The sequence below is a fragment of the Microbacterium xerophyticum genome (assembly GCF_053543555.1).
Map to the genome: position 1 here is coordinate 325,840 of NZ_JBLVOB010000006.1, position 22,831 is coordinate 348,670.

The window sequence follows — 22,831 nt, forward strand, 5'->3', positions numbered from 1 at the left end:
CTCAGCGCGCAGTCGCCTCAGACAATTCTACGACCTCGCGAGCGGCAGTGGCGACGTCCTCGTTCACAATGCGGTAATCGAACTCGCTCTGGGCGGCCAATTCGACCTTGGCGGTGCGCAGTCTGCGAGCCCGTTCCTCCTCGTCCTCGGTGCCGCGGCCGACCAGCCGGTGGACCAGCTCGTCCCATGAGGGCGGCAGCAGGAAGATGAGCGTGGCCGAGGGCTCGGCGGCGCGCACCTGTCGCGCTCCCTGCAGATCGATCTCGAGGAGCACGGTCCTGCCCTCGGCGAGAGCCTTGTCGATCGGCGCGCGCGGCGTGCCGTAACGCGAACGGTTGTGCACGATCGCGTGCTCCAGCAGTGCGTCCTCGGCGATGAGCCTGTCGAACTCGGCGTCGTCGACGAAGAAGTAGTGCACCCCGTCGATCTCGCCGGGACGCGGCGGACGCGTGGTGGCGGAGATGGACAGATGGATCTCCGGATGATTCTCGCGGATGTGCGCGGCCACAGTGCCCTTGCCCACGGCCGTCGGGCCCGCCAGCACCAGCAGACGGCTGCGTCCTGAACGCGGCCCCTGCACCGGGAACCGCTCGTCGAGCCAGCGCTGAAGGCTGACCCGCTGACGCACGCCGAGGCCGCCGAGGCGCTTCACCGGTGAGATGTCCAGTTCGACGAGGATGCGGTCGCGCTTGCCGACGCCGATCGCGGGCAGCGCCAGCAGGAAGTCGGTGATGCGCATGGATCCTGCGACGGAGTCGGCATCGTCGAACGCGCGCGCCGCGACGTCCTGCGGTGCGACGACGCGCATCGTCAGGTCGCGCTTGAGCGCGGCTCTCGCTCGACGACGTTCGACAGCACGCCGCGCCGCGGCGGCGCGGTCGACCTCTGGCACACGGCGTTCAGACATTCAGGGCCTCCCGGTACTCCGCTGCGCGCGCATCGATCGTGGCGGCGAGTCGGTCAGGACCTGCCGACAGGATGCTGCGGCTCTCGGATGCGATCACCGTGGCGACGTGTCCGCCGAACCGGGCGGGAAGATCTGCGGGACCGGCGCCCTGTGCGCCGAAACCGGGGCCGAGGATGGGAGCAGCCGGCGCGAACGGGGTGATCCCGGCATCCGTCCAGTCGACGGTCGCTCCGATCACGAACCCCAGGCTCGCCCACTGCCCGTCGGGCGTCGAGAGCGCGTTGCGCGCGCTGACCTCGTCGATGACCGACGCGGACACCGTGGCATCGGCACTCGCACGTGCGCGCTGCACGGATGCCGCCTCCGGGTTGCTGGTCGCGGCGAGCACGAAGACGCCCTTGCCGGCATCCTCGGCGAGAGCGAAGGTGCTCTCCAGCGCGCCGACACCGAGGAACGGGTTCACGGTGAGCGCGTCCGCCTCGAGGGACGATCCTGCGGTGAGCCACGCGGCGGCGTACGCGTCCATCGTCGTGCCGATGTCACCGCGCTTCGCGTCGGCGATCACGATCAGCCCGGCCGCGCGCGCAGCTGCGAGCACATCTTCCAGGGCGGCGAATCCCGCCGAGCCGAATCGCTCGAAGAACGACACCTGCGCTTTGACGGTCCCCACTCGTCCTGCCGCGGCATCCACTGTGCGCAGACCGAACTCGCGCACACCGGTCGCGGAGTCGTCCAACCCCCACGAGGCGAGGAGCCCCTGGTGCGGATCGATGCCGACGCAGAGGGGTCCATGGGCGCTGAGCGCCGCCCTGACCCGCTCCCCGAAGCGTTCGCTCATAGGGCGGCCTTCCGGTCGATCGCGTACTCCTGCAGGCTCTTGACCTCGAAGCCCTCGTCGGCGGCGTCCATACCGCTGACCGCGGCGCCGAGCACAGCCATCGTGGTGAACAGCGCCTTGTCCGCGGCGACGGCCGCGGCCCGGATCTCGTAGCCGTCCGCACGTGCGGCCCCGCCCGACGGGGTGTTCACGATGATGTCGATCTCACCGTCGTTGATGAGGTCGACGATGTTCTGCTCGCCGCTGTCGAGCGTCTCACTGTACTTCGACACCACGGTGACGGCGATGCCGTTGCGCGACAGGATCTCGGCGGTGCCCTCGGTGGCCACCAGGTGGAACCCGAGCTGCTGCAGACGGTGCGCCGGTAGGATCACCGCGCGCTTGTCGGCATCGGCGACCGAGATGAACACCGTTCCCGACGTCGGCATGCCGCCGTAGGCTGCGGCCTGGCTCTTCGCGAACGCGGTCGGGAAGTCCTTGTCGATGCCCATGACCTCGCCGGTCGAACGCATCTCAGGGCCGAGGACGGAATCGACGATCTTGCCGTCCCTGGTGCGGAAGCGCTTGAACGGGAGGACGGCCTCCTTGACCGCGACCGGCGCACCCAGGGGCACGCGGGAGCCGTCGGAGACCGGCAGCAGCCCCTCGCGCTTGAGCTCGTCGATCGTCGCACCGACCATGATGCGGCTCGCGGCCTTCGCGAGAGGGATGCCGAGCGCCTTCGACACGAACGGCACCGTACGGCTGGCGCGCGGGTTCGCCTCGATCACGTAGAGCACGCCGGCGCTGATCGCGAACTGCACGTTCAGCAGGCCCCGCACGCCCACGCCCTCGGCGATCGCGAGCGTCGCGATGCGGATGCGGTCGATGTCGCTGCGTCCGAGCGAGATGGGAGGCAGCGTGCAGCTGGAGTCGCCGGAGTGGATGCCCGCCTCCTCCAGGTGCTCCATCACTCCGCCGATGTACAGCTCGTCGCCGTCGTACAGGGCGTCGACGTCGAGCTCGATCGCGTCGTCGAGGAAGCGGTCGACGAGCAGCGGCGTGCCTGGTCCGACGATGACCTCGCCGGCGGTGCGCACGAAGTAGTCGCGCAGGCTCGGCGTGTCGTAGACGATCTCCATGCCGCGTCCGCCGAGCACGAAGCTCGGGCGCACGAGCACGGGGTAGCCGATGTCCTCGGCGATCGCGACGGCGCCCTCGACGTCGACCGCGGTACCGTGACGCGGGGCGACGAGGCCGGCGGAGTTCAGCAGCTGCGAGAACAACTCGCGCTCCTCGGCGATGTCGATCGCCTCGGGGCTCGTGCCGAGCACGGTGTAGCCGGCCGCTTCGATGCCCTTGGCGAGTCCGAGCGGGGTCTGACCGCCGAGCTGGCAGACGACACCGAGGATCGTGCCGCTCGCGGCTTCGGCGTCGAGCACCTCGAGGACATCCTCGAGCGTGAGCGGTTCGAAGTACAGCCGGTCCGAGGTGTCGTAGTCGGTCGAGACCGTCTCGGGGTTGCAGTTGACCATCACGGTCTCGTAGCCGGCGTCCGACAGCGCGAACGACGCGTGCACGCAGGAGTAGTCGAACTCGACGCCCTGACCGATGCGGTTCGGGCCGGAGCCGATGATGACGACCTTGGTGCGCTCGGAGGGTGCGACCTCGGTCTCGAAGTCGTAGCTCGAGTAGTGGTACGGCGTGAGCGCGGGGAACTCCCCCGCGCACGTGTCGACCGTCTTGTACACCGGGCGGATGCCGAGGCCGTGACGGGCGCTGCGCACCTCTGCCTCGCCGGTGCCGCGGATCTCGGCCAGCTGCGCGTCGGAGAAGCCGTGCTCCTTGGCATAGCGGAGCGTATCGGCGTCCAGCTCGTCGGCCGTGCGCACGGTCTCTGCGACCTCGTTGATCAGCACGATCTGGTCGAGGAACCACGGATCGATGGCCGTGGCGTCGAATGCCTGCTCGATCGTCGCGCCCTTGCGCAGCGCCTGCTGAAGCACGACGATGCGTCCGTCGGTCGGGGTCGTCGAGATCTCGAGCAGCTCGTCCACCGTGCGCGTCTCCTCGCCCCAGTGGAAACTGGAGCCGCGCTTCTCGAGCGAGCGGAGAGCCTTCTGCAGGGCGGTGGCGTAGTTGCGGCCGATCGCCATCGCCTCGCCCACCGACTTCATGGTCGTGGTCAGCGTCGGATCCGCCGCCGGGAACTTCTCGAAAGCGAAGCGCGGTACCTTGACGACCACGTAGTCGAGCGTCGGCTCGAAGCTGGCCGGTGTGACGCCGGTGATGTCGTTCGGGATCTCGTCGAGGCGGTAGCCGAGTGCGAGCTTCGCTGCCAGCTTCGCGATCGGGAAGCCGGTGGCCTTCGACGCCAGCGCACTGGAGCGCGAGACACGCGGGTTCATCTCGATCACGATGATGCGGCCGTCCGCCGGATCGATCGCGAACTGGATGTTGCAGCCGCCCGTGTCCACGCCGACGGCACGGATGATGTCGATGCCGATGTCGCGGAGCTTCTGGTACTCGCGGTCGGTGAGGGTCAGCGCCGGCGCGACCGTGATGGAGTCGCCGGTGTGCACTCCGACGGGGTCGACGTTCTCGATCGAGCAGACGACGACCGTGTTGTCGGCGGTGTCGCGCATGAGCTCGAGTTCGTACTCCTTCCAGCCGAGGATCGACTCCTCCAGGAGCACCTCGCTGGTCGGCGAGTCGTGAAGACCCGCTCCCGCCATACGGCGGAGGTCCTTCTCGTCGTAGGCGAAACCGGAACCGAGGCCACCCATCGTGAAGCTCGGACGCACCACCAGCGGGTAGCCGAGCTCGTCCGCCGCGGCGAGCACCTCGTCCATCGTGTGCGCGATGCGGCTCTTCGCCACGTCGGCGCCGGCGTCGAGCACCAGTTGCTTGAAGATCTGGCGGTCCTCGCCCTTGTTGATGGCCTCGAAGCTCGCGCCGATCAGCTCGACGTCGTACTTCTCGAGGATGCCGTGGTTGTGCAGCTCGATCGCGGCGTTGAGCGCCGTCTGGCCACCCAGCGTCGGAAGGATCGCGTCGGGCTTCTCCTTCGCGATGATCGTCTCGATGACCTGCCAGGTGATCGGCTCGATGTAGGTCGCATCGGCGAAGTCCGGGTCGGTCATGATCGTGGCGGGGTTGGAGTTGACGAGGATGACCCGCACGCCCTCCTCGCGCAGCACGCGGCAGGCCTGGGTGCCGGAGTAGTCGAACTCGCAGGCCTGGCCGATGACGATCGGGCCGGATCCGATGACGAGGACGGAATTGATGTCGTCGCGCTTGGGCATTACTTCTTGTCTCCCTGGGTGGCGATGACCAGATCACGGAACCGGTCGAAGAGGTAGTTGGCGTCGTGCGGGCCTGCGGCCGCTTCGGGGTGGTACTGCACCGAGAACGCGGGGATGTCGAGGGCGCGAAGGCCCTCGACGACGTTGTCGTTGAGGCCGATGTGACTGACCTCGACCTTGCCGTAGCCGTTCGGGCTGTCGAAGGCGCCATCCAGCGGCGCCTCGACCGCGAAACCGTGGTTGTGCGCGGTGATCTCGACCTTGCCGGTGCTCTTGTCGAGCACGGGCTGGTTGATGCCGCGGTGGCCGAAGGGCAGCTTGTAGGTGCCGAGACCCAGCGCGCGCCCGAGCAGCTGGTTGCCGAAGCAGATGCCGAAGAAGGGCAATCCCTGGTCGAGCACGTCGCGCAGCAGCGCCACGTGGTCGCCCGACGCGGCCGGGTCACCTGGACCGTTGGAGTAGAACACCGCGACCGGCTCTACCGCGAGGATGTCCTGGATCGTGGCGGACTGCGGCAGAACGTGCACCTCGAAGCCGCGGGCGGCCAGGTTGTCGATCGTTGCCTGCTTCACGCCGAGGTCGAGTACGGCGAGATTGCCGATGCGCTCCCCCACCGCCGTCGTGACCTCGGCGAGCTCGACCGAGACCTGGGCGGACAGGTTCTGACCGCTCATCTCGGGTGCCTGCTGCACGATCCGCAGCTGCTCGTCAGCATCCTTCGCCGCATCCGGACCGGAGAAGATGCCGCCTCGCATGGAACCGTCGGAGCGGATGTGGCGGGTGACCGCACGCGTGTCGATGCCGCTGATGCCGATGATGCCGTCGCGGACGAGGATCTCGTCCAGCGAGGCGTTCGCTCGCCAGTTCGACACGACGCGGGAGGGGTCTCGGACGATGTAGCCGGACACCCAGATGCGCCGGGACTCGGTGTCCTCGTCGTTCATGCCGGTGTTGCCGATGTGGGGTGCGGTCTGCAGCACGATCTGACCGGCGTACGAGGGGTCGGTCAGCGTCTCCTGGTACCCGCTCATGCCGGTCGAGAAGACGACCTCGCCGAGCGTCGTGCCCTGTGCGCCGTAAGCACGACCGGTGTATCGGGTGCCGTCTTCGAGGACGAGGACGGCGGGGGCTGGGAGTGTCATGATTCGGCTCCTGTGTCTGTCGCGGGGATGAGCCGCTGAAGTTCTGAGATGAGGTTCTGGGGGTCGCCGGTCGTGACGCGCAGGTAGGAATCGACGATCGTGTCGTCGGACACCTTCCAGGCGAGTCGCACGAGACCGTTCGGCTCGACCACTCGATCGATCGTGACCGTGGCGCGGTCGACCTGCACGAGCTTCGCTGAGGCGAGGAACACGGTCGGCGCGCCGTCGAGGCAGAGGGCAGCCCCGCGATCCGTCACCGCCACCTCGCCACGGGCCCGATATGCGAGCGGCGTGATGGCCAGGCGTTCGAGCGGCTGATCGTGACGAGTGGTCGAGACGTACAGCACCTCGTGCCTGGTGAGGACCTCGGCGTGCTCCGGAACGCCCAGCGGGGCCGTGTGCACGCCGTCGCGGCGCAGACGTCGTCGCCATGCGAGATACATGGACAGGAGTATCAGCACCGCCACCACGATCGTGATGGCGACCGCGATGTCACGCATGCTCATGCGGTGAGCTCTTCGACGACGGCGCCTGCGGCGACGGTGACGACGCCTCCGTGGATCGTCCACTCGACGCGCCCTGGCAGGTCACGCCCGAGGTACGGCGAGTTGTGGCTGCGTCCGTGCAGGTCGGCGGCGGTGAAAGTGCCTTCGCGCGAGGCGTCGTACAGCGCGATGTGCGCCGGCCGACCCACCTCGAGCGGGGTGCCGTGACCGTCGAGCAGACCGATGCGCGCCGGCGTCGCGCTCATGACCCTCGCGACGTCCGACCACCCGATCAGTCCGGTCTGCACCATCGACTGGTGCACGACGCGCAGAGCGCTCTCGAGGCCCACCATCCCGTTCGCGGCCGCCTGCCACTCGCATGCCTTGTTCTCGCTCGGGTGCGGCGCGTGGTCGGTGGCGACGATGTCGATCGTGCCGTCGGCGAGGCCCTCCCGGACCGCGAGCACATCCTCTTCGCGACGAAGCGGCGGGTTGACCTTGTACTTCGCGTCATAGCCGCGGACCAGTTCGTCCGTCAGCAGCAGGTGGTGCGGGGTGACCTCCGCGGTCACGTCGATCCCCCGCTTCTTGGCCCAGCGGATGATGTCGACCGAGCCCGCAGTGGACAGGTGGCAGACGTGCAGGCGGGAGCCGACGTGCTCGGCGAGGAGCACATCGCGCGCGATGATCGACTCCTCGGCGACGGCCGGCCATCCGGCGAGTCCCAGCTCCGCGGAGACGACGCCCTCATTCATCTGGGCGCCCTCGGTCAGCCGGGGGTCCTGCGCGTGCTGCGCGATGACACCGCCGAAGGACTTCACGTACTCGAGGGCGCGGCGCATGATCAGCGGATCGAAGACGCAGAAGCCGTCGTCGCTGAAGACGCGCACCTTGGCGCGCGAGGTGGCCATCGCGCCCAGCTCTGCGAGCCGCTCGCCGTTCTGCCCTACGGTGACGGCGCCGATGGGCTGCACCGTGGCATAGCCGGCGGCCTCGCCGAGCGCGAGCTCCTGCTCGACGACCCCGGCCGAGTCGGCCACCGGCGAGGTGTTCGGCATCGCGAAGACGGCGGTGAAGCCGCCGGCAGCGGCCGCGCGCGTTCCCGTGAGGATCGTCTCGGATGCCTCATAGCCGGGCTCGCGCAGATGAGTGTGGAGGTCGACGAGCCCAGGGAGTGCCACGAGCCCGTCCGCGTCGATGACGCGCGCGCCGGTGCGGCTGAGCCCCGTGCCGATCTCGGCGATGACGCCGTTCTCCACCACGATGTCGGCGGCCCTGTCTCCCAGAAGCTGCGCCCCGGTGATCACGAGGGTGTCCATCAACTGCCTTCTCCTCGTTCGTCGTCTCGTTCTCCTGCCAGCAGCAGGTAAAGCACCGCCATGCGCACTGACACTCCGTTGGTGACCTGTTCCAGCACTGTCGAGCGCGGCGAGTCCGCGGCTTCGGCGGAGATCTCCAGGCCGCGATTCATGGGTCCGGGGTGCATCACAATGCTATCGCCAGGAAGGGTCGCTGCACGCATCGCATCCAGCCCCCATCGCCGAGAATACTCCCGCTCACTCGGGAAATACGCGGCGTTCATGCGTTCGAGCTGGATGCGCAGCATCATCACGGCATCCGGACCGTCCGCCAGTGCCTCGTCGAGGTCGTACAGCACGCGGACCGGCCACTGCGAGACGTTCTGCGGCACCAGCGTCGGCGGCGACACCAGGGTGACCTCTGCGCCGAGCGTCGTGAGCAGCCAGACGTTCGAGCGCGCGCCCCTGGAGTGCAGCACGTCGCCCACGATCACGACACGGGTGCCGGAGAGATCACGGCCCCGGCTGTCGGCGCCGAATCGGCGCTTGCGAATGGTGAAGGCGTCGAGCAGCGCCTGGGTCGGATGCTCGTGCGTGCCGTCGCCCGCATTGACCACGCCGGCTGAGATCCAGCCGCTGGTCGCGAGCGTGCGCGGCGCGCCTGAGGCGTGATGACGGATGACGACGGCATCCGCTCCCATCGCCTGAAGTGTCTGCGCGGTGTCCTTGAGGCTCTCGCCCTTGGAGACGCTGGAACCCTTCGCGGCGAAGTTGATGACGTCGGCCGACAGTCGCTTGGCTGCGGCCTCGAACGAGATGCGCGTGCGCGTCGAGTCTTCGAAGAACAGGTTCACCACGGTCTTGCCGCGCAGCGTCGGCAGCTTCCGGTTCTCGCGGGACTGCGTGTCGGACATGTCCTCTGCGACGTCGAGGATGCGCAGGGCGCCCTCACGATCGAGGGTGTGAGTGTCGAGGAGGTGTCTCATTCTCCGATCGTCACCTCCTCGGCGCCGTCGTAGTCGAACAGGCGCACATTGACGCGCTCCTGCCGGGATGACGGGATGTTCTTGCCGACGAAGTCGGGACGGATGGGCAGTTCACGGTGCCCGCGATCGACGAGGATCGCCAGGCGCACAATCGCCGGACGTCCGATCGATTGGATCGCGTCGAGGGCGGCACGGATGCTTCGACCGGAGAAGAGCACGTCGTCGACGAGCACGACCGTCTTGCCATCGATGCCGCCGGCGGGGATGTCGGTGGGGTGCGGCGACCTGGTCGGCTGTTTCGCCAGGTCATCGCGGAACAGCGTCACATCGAGCGAGCCCGTCGCGACCGAGGTCTGCGAGATGCTGCTGATCAGTGCGCCGAGACGATGAGCGAGAGCGACGCCCCTGGTCGGGATGCCCAGCAGGACGAGGTCGTCGGCGCCGCGGTTGGATTCGAGGATCTCGTGCGCGATACGGGTCAGAGCCCGCGAGATATCGGCTTCGTGCAGCACAGTGCGTGCGCTCATCCACCGCTCCCTTCTCCGCCTCTCTGGACGGTGTTAAAGGTTGCTTGCAGGATTCAGTCTAGCGTGCGCCTCAGGCGCCCAGTCGAAGGGCCGCGTCCGTGACCTCGTCGGCCTTCGCCGCCCTGATCGGGTGGCCGGTGGTGGTGAGGCACTTCCCGGTCTTCAGGTCCCACTTCCAATCGTGCATGCTGCACGTGAGGACGCCTTCCTCGTCGACCTTGCCCGTCTTGGTGAGGTCGGCACGCAGATGCGGGCAACGGCGTTGCACGACCCAGTCGCCGATCTCGGCGTCCTCGGTCTGATCGGTCTGCTCCGAGTACCAGTTCTCGACGTACTCGATGCGGTCGACCGAGAGGCACTTGAGGAACGTCGTCAGGAACTCGTTGAACTTGCCGCTGCGGCCCACGTGGAACTGCATCGACAGGAAGATCGAGTTCGACCAGTCGATCTCGTGATCACGGATGTTGGTGGAGACCAGATCGGCGGGGATCGTGTACCAGTAGATGCACTCCTCCCCCGCGTACTCGCGCACCTTCGCCCGTGGGAAGTCGACCACCATGTCGAGGTCGCCGATGCGGAACCGCACGCAGCCGCCGACGCCGAGGCGGATGGTGCGCGACTTCTTGAGCAGCGGCTCCCACCACGCCTTGATCGTGGCCAGCATCTCATCCGGCGGGATGATCTCGGCACGAGAGGCCTCCTCGTCGCGGATCTCCTGCTGCCGACTCGCGCGCTGCGATTCGAGGTACTCCCACTTGTCATCGAAGATGTGGGCGATCTCCGCATCCGTGTAGAGCGTCTGGGTGATCGTCATGTCCGCGTGGTCCAGTTCGACCACCGTGCCCGGCACGAACAGCTGACCGTCGTACTGCGGCGCCTGCTCCTCGAGATGCGCCAGGAACTGCTTCTGATCCGTGAAGATCGAGTCGTCATCGAGCCCGAAGCCGTTGTACTTGAACAGCTCGTCGCGCAGGAACATCGGCGGACCGGCCATCGGGAACACGTGCGGCGCGTCTACCTTCTCGATGTAGAACATCGCACGCTTGTTCTGCGCCTCGCGCTTGAGGCGGGCGAAGTTCTGCTTCGCGTCCTGCGGGAGGTCGTAGACCATGGGCCACCAGATCGCTCCGGAGGTCTGCGTGAAGTACGCGTCGGGCTTGCCGAAGCTCAGCAGCTTCTCGAGATCCAGCGGATGCGAATCGTTCTGGTTGAGCACGGATGCCGTGCCGTCGTCGACGCTGAGGGAGGAGTCGCCGATCGGGCCGTCGCTGGGAGCGCGCAACGGCGTGATCATGATCTTGAGCTCACCGCGCCGGATGACCTCACCGGCGGGTGCGTAGGTGATGTTCTCGTACCCGAGCGCCCTGATGTCCTTCTCGAGGTCGTCGATCGGATAGTCGGGAAGCAGCACTTCGATGTCCTTGCGGATGTAGCGCTCGAGAAGCGCGGGATCGAAGTGATCGCGGTGACGGTGCGAGATGTAGAGGAAGTCGGCCTCGCGGCCGAGCTTCTCCCAGTCGAGTCCGCGATTGTCGGGGAACGGGAACCAGGAGCCGTAGAAGGAAGGGCCCATCACCGGGTCGCAGATGATGTTTCCGCCGACCGTCTCGATGAACATTCCGGCGTGGCCGAGCCCCGTGATCCGCATTGCGCTCCTTCTGAGATTGACCTCACGATTGTACCCGGGGGCCACTGAGCGCACGCGGAGGCTCGACCGGGCGGCGGCACTGCGATCGACGCGTCAGAGGGTCGGCACGGCGCTCACGCGTACGACGGCCGATTTGAACTCCGGCATGCCGGAGACCGGATCGGTGGCATCGATCGTCAGCAGATTCGCGCTGTGCGCGTCGGCGAAATGGAAGGGCAGGAACACGGTGTCAGGACGGATGGCCACCGTCGTCGAGACCTTCGCCGTCACCAGGCCGCGGCTGTTCTCGAGAACCGCGTCGTCGCCGTCCCTGAGGCCGCGGTCGGCGGCGGTCGACGGATGCATCGTCACCTCGAGGACGCTGCGCGCGGCCATCAGCTCCGGCACCCTTCGCGTCTGCGCACCGGACTGGTAGTGCTCCAGCAGACGGCCGGTGATGAGAGTGAGCTGGTCACCGGCCGGCGCGTTCTCCGCGCGCGCGGCGACGGAGACCGGAACGATGCGTGCGCGCCCGTCCGGATGCCGGTACCCGTCGGCGAGGGGCCGCGGCGTGCCTTCGCTGCCGCTCGGATACGGCCAGTACGCCTCACGACCGTCATCGAGCAGGTCATGGCTGAGTCCGGAGTAGTCGGCGACGCCACCCGCCGACGCGCGCGCCAATTCGTCGAACACCAGAGCCGGATCGAGGTCGAAGCGCCCTGGGGCACCCAGTCGACGTGCGAGCTCGGAGAAGATCCACAGCTCGCTGCGCACACCGGCAGGCGGTTCGACCGCACACCTGCGACGGATCACCCTGCCTTCGAGGTTCGTCATCGTGCCCTCCTCCTCGGCCCACTGCGTGACCGGCAGGACGATGTCGGCCATCGCGGCGGTCTCCGAGAGGAAGAAGTCGCAGACCACGAGAAGGTCGAGTCGCTCGAGGCGCCGACGTACCGCTCCCGCATCGGGTGCGGAGACGACGGGGTTGGACCCGTGCACCAGCAGCGCACGGATGCCGTCCGCCTCGTCGATGGAGGCCAGCATCTGCACTGCAGGCAGACCGGGTCCCGGCAGATCCTCTGCCGGCACGCCCCACACTGCAGCGACATGGGCTCGTGCGACCGGATCCGTGATCTTGCGGTACCCGGGCAGTTGATCGCATTTCTGACCGTGCTCCCGTCCGCCTTGACCGTTGCCCTGGCCGGTGAGCGTGCCGTAGCCGCTGCCGGCTCGCGTCGGCAGTCCGAGGATCAGCGCGAGGTTGATCGCGGCGGTCGCCGTGTCGGTGCCGTTCGCGTGCTGCTCGACGCCGCGCCCGGTGAGGATGAAGGTCTCCGACTCGGACGAGAGGCGCCGCGCCACATCTCGCAGCACGGCGACCGGCACCCCCGTCACCTGCTGCACTCGGGCCGGCCACCACGCCGCCACGCTGCGGCGCAGATCGTCGAATCCCCTGGTGCGCTGCTCGACGCCGTCGGCGTCGTACAGGTGCTCCGCGATCACGATGTGCGTGAGGCCCAGCAGCAGCTCGAGATCTGTACCGGGGGCGGGTGCCACGTGAATCCCCTGCCCCTCTTCCGTCAGCCGCGCGGTCGCACTGCGACGAGGATCGACCACGATGAGGCCGCCTGCACCGCGCGCTCCGGCGAGGTGCGACAGGAACGGCGGCATGGTCGCAGCGACGTTCGAGCCCAGCAGCAGTACGGTCTTCGCGGCATCCAGATCGGTCAGCGGGAACGGCAGACCCCGGTCGATCCCGAACGCGCGGTTCGCCGCGGCGGCTGCGGACGACATGCAGAAGCGTCCGTTGTAGTCGATGCGGGATGTGCCGAGCGCGACTCGCGCGAACTTGCCCAGTTGATAGGCCTTCTCGTTGGTGAGGCCGCCACCGCCGAACACGCCGATGCTGTCCCGTCCGCGTTCGACCTGCAGCGCACGGATGCGCTGAGCGAGGATGTCGAGCGCGGTGGTCCACTCCACCGTCACGAGGTCGCCGTTCTCGTCACGGACGAGAGGTGTGCGGATGCGGTCTACCGAGTCGAGCAGGGTCGAAGAGGTCCAACCCTTCCTGCACAGACCTCCGCGATTGGTCGGGAAGGAGCGCCCGCTGACCGTGAGGGACGGTTCGTCGATCGGGGCGTCCAGCGCTCTGGGCGTGAGCGTCATCGCGCACTGCAGCGCGCAGTACGGGCAATGCGTGTGCGTGTCGACGTTCATGCCGGTGCAGCCTGTGCGGATGACGCGAACCGTTCGATGAGCTCGGCGAGACGCGGCTTGCATCCGCCGCAACCGGTGCCTGCTCTGGTGTCCCGCCCCAGGCAGGCGACCGTGTCATTGCCTCTGATCACCGATTCCCCGATCGACTGCACATCCACGCCGTTGCACACGCACACGGTGGTGCCGGGAGCGAAAGCATCCGAACGCGCCAGCTCGCTGTCGTCCGCGCCGTCCATGCGCAGCAGCAGTGAACGATCTGCCGGCAGTTCGCCTCGACGGTCGTACAGGAGCGTCAGCTCGGCCGCCGTGCGCGGCATCCCGACGCTGGCGAAGGCCTCGAGAACGCCGCCCCTGGTGACCAGTTTGAGGTAGCGGCCGTGCTGAGGATCGGCCCACTCGGCGACGTGGCGCAGCGGCGCGGAGTCGTCGGGCGGCGACGCATCCCAGATGTCGACGTCGACGTCACCCGCCGCCGCGACATCGACCCCGTCCGCCTTCAGCATGACGACGGAGCCCCTCTCCGCCGGTGGTGGGTCAGGAAGGGCGGTGCCGGCGGCATCCGCAGTGAGCCGGCGGGCGAGCCAGCCCGCCTGCCTCCATCCCGGACCGATCAGTCCTGCTGGCGCCCCCGGCAGGCGCGTCAGCGCATCCGTCTCGACCGTGCGCTCCACGATGTGCGCGCAGTCGCCGATCGCGAAGACATCGTCATCGCTCCAGGAACGCAGCTGTTCGTCGACCACGATCCCGGCCGCCGTGCGCATGCCCGACGTGGTCGCGAGTTCAGCTCGCGCGCCGACTCCGCACGAGAGCACCAGCAGGTCGCCGCGGACGTAGTTGCCGTCTGCAGTGATCAGCGCGTCGAACGCCGGTGCACCGTCGGAGCCTGTGCGGAAGCCGACGGATTCGGCGCGGCTGTGCGCGTACACCTCGACGCCGCCCGCCCGCAGCACGCGGGAGAGCACGATGCCCGCGCCCCGGTCAAGGCTGCGGGGCATGGGCGTCGCCCCGTGGTGCACCACCGCGACCTCGGCGCCGGCGCCGGCCGCCAGCAGAGCGAACTCCAGACCGAGCACGCCGGCACCCAGCACGACCACTCTCGCGCGTTCACTCATCACCGCGCGAATGCGCTCGGCGTCGACGAGGTCGCGCAGCACCGTCACTCCGTTCGGCAGATCGGGGTCCGCGCCGATGACGTCGGCGCCCGATCTGGCCAGCGACGCCATGTCGAAGGCGGGTCGGTCGATACCGGTCAGCGTGGGTACGTTGGCGCGTGCGCCGGTCGCGAGCACCAAGCGGTCGTAGGCCAGTTGCTCACCTGTCGCGAGCTCTACCCGCTTGGTCGCCCTGTCGACGCTGACGACCCTGGTCCCGAGACGCACATCCACTCCCGCTCGCACGCTCTCCTGCGGATCGTGCAGGGTGATACCGGCGGCATCCGCTCTGCCGACCGCCATTTCGGCCACGAGAACACGGTTGTACGGCGCATCCGGCTCGGCGCCGATGACAGTGAGGGCGACCGAGCCCGCCTTGACCACCGGCAGCAGCTCTTCGCACAGCCGCGCACCGACCGGGCCGAAACCGACGACCACCACCCGAAGCGGTGCGCCGTGCGGCACGCTCAGATCCGCCGTCCGTCGAGTGCGGCACGGGGCACGGCGTAGACGACGACCGTGATGACGAGGAGCACGAGGTACACGACACCGAATCCGACGAAGGCGGCGTCGTAGCCGCCCGACGCGAGCTGCGATGCATTCAGCACCTGCGGCACGAGGAACCCGCCGTATGCTCCCAGGCCGGAGATGAGGCCGAGTGCCGCCGCAGCCCGCCGCGCCACCATCGCGCCGTCGCCTTCCCGTCGCGCGACCGCCCTGGCGGAGAAGACGATCGGGATCATCCGGTACGTCGAGCCGTTGCCGACTCCGGTGGCGGCGAAGAGAACCAGGAAGCACACGAGGAACAGCCAGAACTCCCCGAGCGCGAGCACGCCGAGAATCCCGAACGCGCCGAGAGCCATCACCGCGAAAGCCACGATCGTCACGCGTGCGCCGCCGAAACGGTCTGCCAGTCGGCCTCCCAGCGGCCGGAACAACGATCCCACAAGAGCGCCGAGGAACGCGAGGGAGACCACTGCGGTGCCGATGTTCAGTCCGGCGAACTCGGGGAACACGTCCACGATGAGTTTCGGGAACACGCTGGAGAACCCGATGAACGAGCCGAAGGTGCCGACGTACAGCAGCGCGAGCAGCCACAGGTGCGGCTCTCGAAGCGCGGAGGCCGAGCCTGCGAGGTCGGCCCTCGCCGACGAGAGATTGTCCATGTACCGCCAGGCGCCCCATGCCGCGATGAGGATGAAGGGCACCCACATCCAGCCGGCCACCGGTAAGCCGAAGCCGACGACGGCGGTGACCGACACCACGATCGGCACGAAGAACTGCGCCACCGACGTACCGAGGTTGCCTCCGGCGGCGTTGAGGCCGAGCGCCCAGCCCTTCTCCCGCTGGGGGAAGAAGTAGGTGATGTTCGCCATGGAGCTGGCGAAGTTCCCGCCGCCGAACCCCGCGAGACCGGCGATCACCAGCATGAGCCAGAACGGCGTGTCAGGATCGCCGACGGCGACAGCGAGCAGGGAGGCGGGAATCAGCAGCAGCAGCGCCGAGACGATGGTCCAGTTGCGACCGCCGAAGCGGGGCACCATGAACGTGTACGGGAACCGCAGGGTCGCACCGACCAGGCTCGGCACGGACAGCAGCCAGAAGGTCTCCGCGCTCGAGAACGTGAAACCGGCGGCCGGCAGCAGCACGACCACTACGCTCCACAGCTGCCAGACGATGAAGCCGAGGAACTCCGCATAGATCGACCAGCCGAGATTGCGCCGCGCGATCGTACGGCCGGTGGTGCGCCAGAACTCCGCGTTCTCGGGATCGAACCCATCCACCCATCGACCGGGTCGGCGGGTGAGCGCGACGGGGCCTGTGTGCTGTTCCTGTGATGCGGCGACGGGCGAGATGACCATGGCTGACTCCCTGAGACACACGGGTCCGAGACTTCCGGACGGTACGTCATCGACGATAGGAGCGCGCTGTTTCGGACGTTCGCTGGATACGTTTCCGTCGAGTCACTTCTGCGTCACCGGCGCGATCGGGCGGCGTGAGGGGCGCGTCACACGGCCGTAACACCTGACGCCGTGACACGTCGCGCCGTGATGCGCGGGATGCGCACGGTCAGCTCTCGAAAAGGCCGCGGATGTCGTCGGCGGTGAGCGACTGGGCGAACATCTCCTCATCGTCCATGACGGCTGTGAACAGGCGCGCCTTGCGCTCCTGGAGGGCGAGCACCTTCTCCTCGATGGTGCCGGAGGAGATCATCCGGTACACCATCACCGGATTCTGCTGTCCGATGCGGTGCGTGCGATCGACGGCCTGCGCCTCCGCGGCCGGATTCCACCACGGATCCAGCAGGAACACGTAGTCCGCTTCCGTGAGCGTGAGCCCGAATCCGCCGGCTTTGAGACTGATCAGGAAGACCGGCTGCTCGCCGGCTCGGAAGCCGTCGATGACCTGTGCGCGCTTCGTCGTGGACCCGTCCAGATATGCGTAGGCGATCCCGGCCTGGTCGAGCCGCGCTGCCGCCTCCTGCAGGTAGGAGGTGAACTGACTGAAGACGAGAGCGCGGTGCCCCTTGGCCTGCAGCTCCTGCACGTGCTCGAGCAGCGCATCCAGTTTGCGCGATCCGATCTTCGCGTCGGCGGGATCGACGAGACCCGGCGACAGGCTCAGCAGGCGCAGCATCGTGAGGGAGCGGAACACGATGAAGCGGTTGCGGTCGAGGTCCTGCAGCAGCCCGAGCACCTTCTGCCGCTCGCGCTGGAGCACCGTGTCGTACAGAATTCGGTGCGCAGGGCTGAGCTCGACGTGCAGATGCTGTTCCTGCTTCTCCGGCAGATCTGCGGCGACCAGCTGCTTGGTGCGGCGGAGCATGAGCGGACGGATGCGCCGGCGCAGCCGCTCGAGACGTCTCTGACGGTATGCGCCGCCCTCTTCGTTCTCCGGCACTTTGCCCTTCTCGATCGGCTGCACGTACTCCTCGCCGAATCTACGGGCGGAGGCGAACAGCCCTGGAGCGGCGAGCTTCAGCAGCGCCCAGAGGTCGGTGAGGCTGTTCTCCATCGGCGTGCCGCTGACGGCGTACACGACGTCGGCGTTCAACGCGGCGACGGCACGGTGCTGCTTCGTCCGGGGATTCTTGACGAACTGCGCCTCGTCGAGGATGACGCCGGCCCACGCCGCCTCGGCGAACTCCTTCTCATCGAGACGCACCAGCGTGTACGAGGTGATGACGAGGTCGGCGTCGCGGGCGGCATCCGCCATCGCGTCCCGCTTGACGCTGCTGCTGTCCACGACTCGCACGCGCAGGCCGGGGGCGAAGCGCTCCGCCTCGCTGCGCCACGACCCGAGCACGGAGGTCGGCGCGACGACGAGGAACGGACGCTCCTCCCCCGCCTGCTTGGCGTGCAGGACGAGCGAGAGCAGCTGGATCGTCTTGCCGAGGCCCATGTCATCGGCGAGGATGCCGCCCAGCCGATGCGCCCACAGGAACGCCAGCCAGTCGAACCCGGCCTTCTGGTACGGCCGCAGTTCGGCACAGAGCCCCTCCGGCACCGGCGTCTGCGGCACCTCGGTCGCCTGCCGAAGCCCCTCGGCCGTTGCGCGCCAGCTCACCGCCGGAACCGCCTCGTCGGCGAGGTCTTCGAACTCCTCCCACAGATCCGTCTGGTAACGGCTGATGCGCGGTGCGGTCTCCCATTCCTGCAGCTCGGACGCCTCGTCGATGAGCTCGCGCAGCCGGTCGAGCGCCGGATGGTTCAGAGACAGATAGCTGCCGTCGACCAGAAGCAGCTTGCGTCGTCCTTTCGTCATCGCGGTGAACAGCGGCGTGAACGGGATCGTCCTCCCGTCGATCTTCACGAGGACGCCGAGATCGAACCAGTCCGCGTCCGCGCTCTCGACCGTCGTCACCGTGATCTCCAGGATGCCGGTGAGCTCGTGATACTGCTTGCGGGTGCCCTGTTCCACGACGCTGACGCCGTGCTCCTGGAACGCGGGGATGACATGCGCGACGAACTCTGCGGCGTCGACATCGTGCAGGGTGCCGGTGGCCGCGAACACCGCGTCGGAGAGCGTTCCCCATAGCTGCTCCAGCTCCCGCTGACGCTCCCGCTCCGCATCGTCGTCGCGTACGGCATCCGCGCTCGAGGAGAGAGGGAAGCGCTCGAACCCCTTGTACGTCCATTCGAACGCGTAATCGACAGTGTCCGACGGGCGGAATGCGACCACGAGGGTCGGCTGCGGCAGCGGAACGGTCGGCAGTTTCACGGTGCCGACGGTGCGGATCGGTGCGCGACGCGCCAGCGCCGGATACGCCTCACGGAGGAACGCCGCTTCGTCGGCCTGTGAGACGGTGATCTCCCCCGGCGTCTTCAGCAGCGCGTGCACGGGCTCGCCGAGTTCGACCTCGGCCAGTGTGAGGGCGATGCGACTGCCGATGGATTCTGCCGTGTAGACACCGGAGTGCCCGATCGTGCGAACGGATGCCGTTGGGACGTGCCGGTCGTCGACGATGACCTCGGCGCCGATGCGCAGCGAACCGTCATCCGCTCTGCGGAACTGCGCCGACACCACGGCCGATTCTCCGAGAGCGACCGTGGTGCTCTTCTGGGTCGGGATCAGCGCGATGCCGAGATCGCGCCCCTGACGGAGATGGCCCCACAGCAGTGACGACTCGATCAGATCCATGGCGAGCCAGTCACCCGCCGTGCCCGAGAGCAGCGAGTCGCGCGAGAGGCTGAGCAGGTCGGCGAACCACCGCACGCGCTCACGTCCGAACACGCCGGCCGACCGGCGCACGGAGTCCCACGACACGTCGCCCTGGATCCACGCACCGGTCGCCGCGCTGCGCATGAGCGGACGGATGCCGAGCAGCAGTTCGCCCGTTGCCTTGGCCAGATCGCGCGGGGTCACGGCGCGCACCGGGCGCGGCGCCCAGTGCCGCCCGTCGCTGTGCGCGCGTTGACGCAGTTCGACACCGAGCGCTATCGGTGTGATGGCATCGGCCGCCGCAGACGGGACCAGCGTCCGCCACGCCGCCGGCGCATGTCGCTCAGGCGTGCGCGATTCCGACAGCACGGCATCGTCATTGTTGACCAGGAGCGTGGCGATGACGTGCTTGCACGACTGCGGTACAGGACAGCTGCACGACGTGGACGCGACGTCGGCGGAGATACCGGTCGTGCCGAACCGTATCGCGCAGCGATAGCTGTGCTCGCCCGAGCCGCTGACGACCGACGTCAGCACTCGTTCCGCGTCGTCCCAAGACGTCCGGCTGACCATGCCGGAGCGCTGGTACGACACGCCCCGCTGATAGCCGCCCTCGTCGGTCAGCCGACGGATGACAGCGGGATCGACGTACGGCGCTGGCATATCGGTATCCTCTCAGCGAGCACCGACACGGCACCGCCGATGTGACGCACTCCCGCGCGCCCATCGGCTGGTCAGCTGGCGCGTGCCACCCTGGCGAGCACGCCGTGCACGAAGGCGCCGGAGTCGTCCGTCGAGAACTCCTTGGCGAGCTCGACGGCCTCGTCGATCGCGACAGCGGTCGGGACCTCGTCGTTGTGCAGGATCTCCCACACGCCGATGCGCAGCAGCGCACGATCGACGGCGGGCATCCGCTCGATCTTCCAATCGCGACTGTGCGTCACGATGTGCTCGTCGATCTCATCGCGGTGATCGACGATGCCGTCGACGATCTCGCGTGCGTAGAGCCAGGACGCCTCGCGAGCGGGCTCGCTCGCGGCTCGCGCGGCCTCTGCGGCGAGAGCGACCGGGAGATCGTCACCGCGGACGTCGGCGGAGAAGAGGATGTCGAGTGCGCGCTTGCGCGCCTTCGTACGAGCGCCCACGCCTTACTTCTCGCGACCGAGGTAATCACCCGTGCGGGTGTCGACCTTGATCTTCGTTCCGGCCTCGATGAACAGCGGCACCTGCATCTCGTAACCGGTCTCGACCGTCGCGGGCTTGGTTCCTGCCGAGGAGCGATCCCCCTGCAGACCCGGTTCGGTGTAGGTCACCTCGAGGGTGACGGACGCGGGGAGATCGATGTAGAGCGGGTTGCCGTTGTTGAGGGCGATCGTGACCTGCTGGTTCTCCAGGAGGAAGTTCTTCGCGTCGCCGACCGTCGCGGCCCCCACGGTGATCTGGTCGTAGTCGGTCGTGTCCATGAACACGAATCCGTCGCCGTCTGCGTACAGGTAGGTGAAGTCACGGCGATCGACGTTCTCGATCTCGATCTTGGCGCCGGCGTTGTACGTGCGGTCCACGGTCTTGCCCGAGACGACGTTCTTCAGCTTGGTGCGCACGAACGCGCCGCCCTTGCCGGGCTTGACGTGCTGGAACTCGATGACGTTCCAGAGCTGTCCGTCGATGCTGAGGACGACGCCGTTCTTGATGTCTGCGGTGGATGCCATGCGCTGAAAGTTCCGTTTCCGTTGATGAATGACCGATCACTGAGCGTGTCGAAGTGTCGGCCGACAGTCGATTCTACGGGATGAGCGCCGTGAGCTGACGAACGGCGTTCGCGTAGCCGTCCACGCCCTCACCGATGACCCGCACCGCGGCCACGTCCTCGAGGTAGGAGAAGTGGCGGAACTGCTCTCTGGCGTGCACGTCGGAGACATGCACTTCAGCGAACGGCAGTGAGACACCGGTGAGAGCGTCTCTCAGCGCGATGGACGTGTGCGTGAGCCCGCCCGGGTTGATCACGATGCCGGCGCAGTCCTCACGGGCGGCATGGATCGCGTCGATGAGCACGCCCTCGTGGTTGCTCTGGAGGCTGCGCACCTCGAAGCCTGCCGCTGCCGCGGCGTCCTCGGTGATCCGCACGGCATCCGCCAGCGTGGCGGTGCCGTAGACGCTGGGTTCCCGGGTGCCGAGCAGATTGAGGTTCGGCCCGTTGACGAGCAGGATGCGGCGCTTCTCGGTCACGACTGAACCCTATCGCCGTCGGTGATCTCACGCGCCATCTCGATCTCATCGCCGATGGATGCGGTGAACTGCACGCCCGTGTCGGCGAATCCGGCGCGACGATACGCAGCCTGGGCGCGTGCGTTGTCGACGTGGACGTCGAGGGTCAGCGCGGAGTCGCCCAAAGAGGCAGCCCACCTCGCTGCGGCGTCGAAGAGTGCCTCGACGATCCCGCGGCCGCGGTGCTCCTGCCGGATGAAGACGCCCACGACATCTCCGCGTGCGGCCGTGACGGGCCGGCCGTGGTGGTCGACCGATCCGGCAGGACGCCGCAGCACAGTGGCGGTGCCGACCCACTCTCCGTCCGACTCCGCCACGAACTGCGCGACCGCCTCGCCCGACGCCGCGCCCGTCGTGCGTTCCTGCCAGAAGGCGTCATCGTGCGCCGATTCCTCCTCGAAGGAGTGCAGGAAGGCGATCGCCGCTGCGGGGTCGCGCACGGCGTCGAGTCGAAGATCCCGCACGCGTTCCCATTCGTCCGGGCGCACGCGGCGGACGTCGACGCTCATGCGCCCACCTCCTGGTACGCGGCGAACAGGAGGGACTCGTCCGGCGCCTGCAGCACGGTGGGCTTGGCGATGTCGTCGAGCACGATGAAGCGCAGCATCCCGCCGCGGCTCTTCTTGTCGCGCTGCATCGTCGCCAGCAACGTGTTCCAGGCACCGGCCCGGTAACTGGTGGGCAGACCGAGTGATTCGAGGATGGTGCGGTGACGATCCGCGGCTTCGTCGGACAGACGTCCGGCGAGCCGGGAGATCTCGGCGGCGAACAGCATGCCGACGGAGATCGCGGCGCCGTGACGCCAGCGGTAGCGCTCTGCGTGCTCGATCGCGTGCCCGAGAGTGTGACCGTAGTTGAGGATCTCGCGCTGCCCGTCCTCACGGAAGTCGTCCGACACGACGCGCGCCTTCATGTCGATCGCGAGTTCGACCGCGCGCCGGAACTCCTGCGTCGTCGAGTCCACCGCCCGGGCGGGGTCGGCCTCGATGATGTCGAGGATCTCGGGCGACCAGATGAATCCGGCCTTCACGACCTCGGCGAATCCTGCCGTGGCTTCATGCGCGCTGAGGCTCGTGAGTTCGTCGAGATCGCCGATCACGGCCTGCGGCGCCCAGAAAGCACCGACGAGGTTCTTCCCCTCGGCCGTGTTGACACCGGTCTTGCCGCCCACGGAAGCGTCGACGAGTCCGAGCACGGTGGTCGGCACCTGCACGACCTGCACGCCGCGCAGCCAGGTCGCGGCGACGAATCCGGCGAGATCGGTGACGGCACCGCCGCCGTAGCCGACGACGGCATCCGTGCGCGTGAAGTCGGACTGTCCCATGATCTGCCAGCAGAACGCCGCGACCTCGATGCGCTTGCCCTGCTCGGCGTCCGGCACCTCGGCCAGCAGCACCTCGCGCTGGCCCTCGGAAGTGTCGGCGAGGAGACGGTCGCGCCGC

General features: G+C 67.9%; 18 protein-coding genes. All 18 read right to left on the reverse strand.

The annotated features are described in order from the left end of the window. Nucleotide 1: 1 nt before the first annotated feature. The gene (gene gmk, locus ACNPNP_RS08215; protein ID WP_448965558.1) at nucleotides 2-907 is read right to left on the reverse strand and encodes a guanylate kinase; all 906 of its coding nucleotides are present in this window, start codon (nucleotides 905-907) and stop codon (nucleotides 2-4) included. Further along, entirely contained in the window at nucleotides 900-1,745 is an 846-nt protein-coding gene (pyrF, locus tag ACNPNP_RS08220) for an orotidine-5'-phosphate decarboxylase (RefSeq protein WP_448965559.1), read from the reverse strand. The genes gmk and pyrF overlap by 8 nt, the downstream gene beginning before the upstream one ends. Further along, nucleotides 1,742-5,029: a carbamoyl-phosphate synthase large subunit gene (gene carB, locus ACNPNP_RS08225; RefSeq protein WP_448965560.1), complete on the reverse strand. Its 3,288-nt coding sequence runs from the start codon at nucleotides 5,027-5,029 to the stop codon at nucleotides 1,742-1,744. The genes pyrF and carB overlap by 4 nt, the downstream gene beginning before the upstream one ends. Then, nucleotides 5,029-6,171: a glutamine-hydrolyzing carbamoyl-phosphate synthase small subunit gene (carA, locus tag ACNPNP_RS08230; protein ID WP_448965561.1), complete on the reverse strand. Its 1,143-nt coding sequence runs from the start codon at nucleotides 6,169-6,171 to the stop codon at nucleotides 5,029-5,031. Before carA ends, carB begins: the two co-directional genes overlap by 1 nt. Further along, nucleotides 6,168-6,677, reverse strand: a complete 510-nt coding sequence (locus ACNPNP_RS08235; RefSeq protein WP_448965562.1) for a PH-like domain-containing protein — start codon at nucleotides 6,675-6,677, stop codon at nucleotides 6,168-6,170. Before ACNPNP_RS08235 ends, carA begins: the two co-directional genes overlap by 4 nt. Next, entirely contained in the window at nucleotides 6,674-7,975 is a 1,302-nt protein-coding gene (locus ACNPNP_RS08240; RefSeq protein WP_448965563.1) for a dihydroorotase, read from the reverse strand. The genes ACNPNP_RS08235 and ACNPNP_RS08240 overlap by 4 nt, the downstream gene beginning before the upstream one ends. Further along, nucleotides 7,975-8,940 (reverse strand): aspartate carbamoyltransferase catalytic subunit, encoded by a 966-nt coding sequence (locus ACNPNP_RS08245; RefSeq protein ID WP_448965564.1) that lies wholly within the window; start codon nucleotides 8,938-8,940, stop codon nucleotides 7,975-7,977. Before ACNPNP_RS08245 ends, ACNPNP_RS08240 begins: the two co-directional genes overlap by 1 nt. After that, nucleotides 8,937-9,467, reverse strand: a complete 531-nt coding sequence (gene pyrR / locus ACNPNP_RS08250; protein ID WP_448965565.1) for a bifunctional pyr operon transcriptional regulator/uracil phosphoribosyltransferase PyrR — start codon at nucleotides 9,465-9,467, stop codon at nucleotides 8,937-8,939. Before pyrR ends, ACNPNP_RS08245 begins: the two co-directional genes overlap by 4 nt. A 70-nt stretch (nucleotides 9,468-9,537) precedes the next feature. Next, on the reverse strand, nucleotides 9,538-11,115 hold the full coding sequence (locus tag ACNPNP_RS08255) for a Rieske 2Fe-2S domain-containing protein (RefSeq protein WP_448965566.1): 1,578 nt from the start codon (nucleotides 11,113-11,115) through the stop codon (nucleotides 9,538-9,540). 93 nt (nucleotides 11,116-11,208) lie between these two features. Further along, a complete protein-coding gene (locus ACNPNP_RS08260; RefSeq protein ID WP_448965567.1) occupies nucleotides 11,209-13,311 on the reverse strand; it encodes a molybdopterin oxidoreductase family protein in 2,103 nt (700 codons plus the stop codon). Further along, nucleotides 13,308-14,927, reverse strand: a complete 1,620-nt coding sequence (locus ACNPNP_RS08265; RefSeq protein WP_448965568.1) for an FAD-dependent oxidoreductase — start codon at nucleotides 14,925-14,927, stop codon at nucleotides 13,308-13,310. The genes ACNPNP_RS08260 and ACNPNP_RS08265 overlap by 4 nt, the downstream gene beginning before the upstream one ends. A 2-nt stretch (nucleotides 14,928-14,929) precedes the next feature. After that, the gene (locus tag ACNPNP_RS08270) at nucleotides 14,930-16,324 is read right to left on the reverse strand and encodes an MFS transporter (RefSeq protein ID WP_448965569.1); all 1,395 of its coding nucleotides are present in this window, start codon (nucleotides 16,322-16,324) and stop codon (nucleotides 14,930-14,932) included. Between the two features lie 208 nt (nucleotides 16,325-16,532). Next, nucleotides 16,533-19,787, reverse strand: a complete 3,255-nt coding sequence (locus tag ACNPNP_RS08275; protein WP_448965570.1) for a DEAD/DEAH box helicase — start codon at nucleotides 19,785-19,787, stop codon at nucleotides 16,533-16,535. A 71-nt stretch (nucleotides 19,788-19,858) separates the two neighbouring features. Next, complete coding sequence (nusB, locus tag ACNPNP_RS08280) at nucleotides 19,859-20,269, reverse strand: transcription antitermination factor NusB (RefSeq protein ID WP_448965571.1); 411 nt, start codon at nucleotides 20,267-20,269, stop codon at nucleotides 19,859-19,861. Nucleotides 20,270-20,272: 3 nt separating this feature from the next. After that, on the reverse strand, nucleotides 20,273-20,833 hold the full coding sequence (efp, locus tag ACNPNP_RS08285; RefSeq protein WP_259061871.1) for an elongation factor P: 561 nt from the start codon (nucleotides 20,831-20,833) through the stop codon (nucleotides 20,273-20,275). A gap of 73 nt (nucleotides 20,834-20,906) precedes the next feature. After that, nucleotides 20,907-21,350 carry a type II 3-dehydroquinate dehydratase gene (locus ACNPNP_RS08290; RefSeq protein WP_448965572.1) on the reverse strand — a complete coding sequence of 148 codons (444 nt, stop codon included), beginning with the start codon at nucleotides 21,348-21,350 and terminating at the stop codon, nucleotides 20,907-20,909. Further along, nucleotides 21,347-21,898 (reverse strand): GNAT family N-acetyltransferase, encoded by a 552-nt coding sequence (locus ACNPNP_RS08295; RefSeq protein WP_448965573.1) that lies wholly within the window; start codon nucleotides 21,896-21,898, stop codon nucleotides 21,347-21,349. Before ACNPNP_RS08295 ends, ACNPNP_RS08290 begins: the two co-directional genes overlap by 4 nt. After that, a partial coding sequence (aroB, locus tag ACNPNP_RS08300; protein ID WP_448965574.1) for a 3-dehydroquinate synthase occupies nucleotides 21,895-22,831 on the reverse strand: 937 nt, incomplete at its 5' end. The genes aroB and ACNPNP_RS08295, both read right to left, overlap by 4 nt.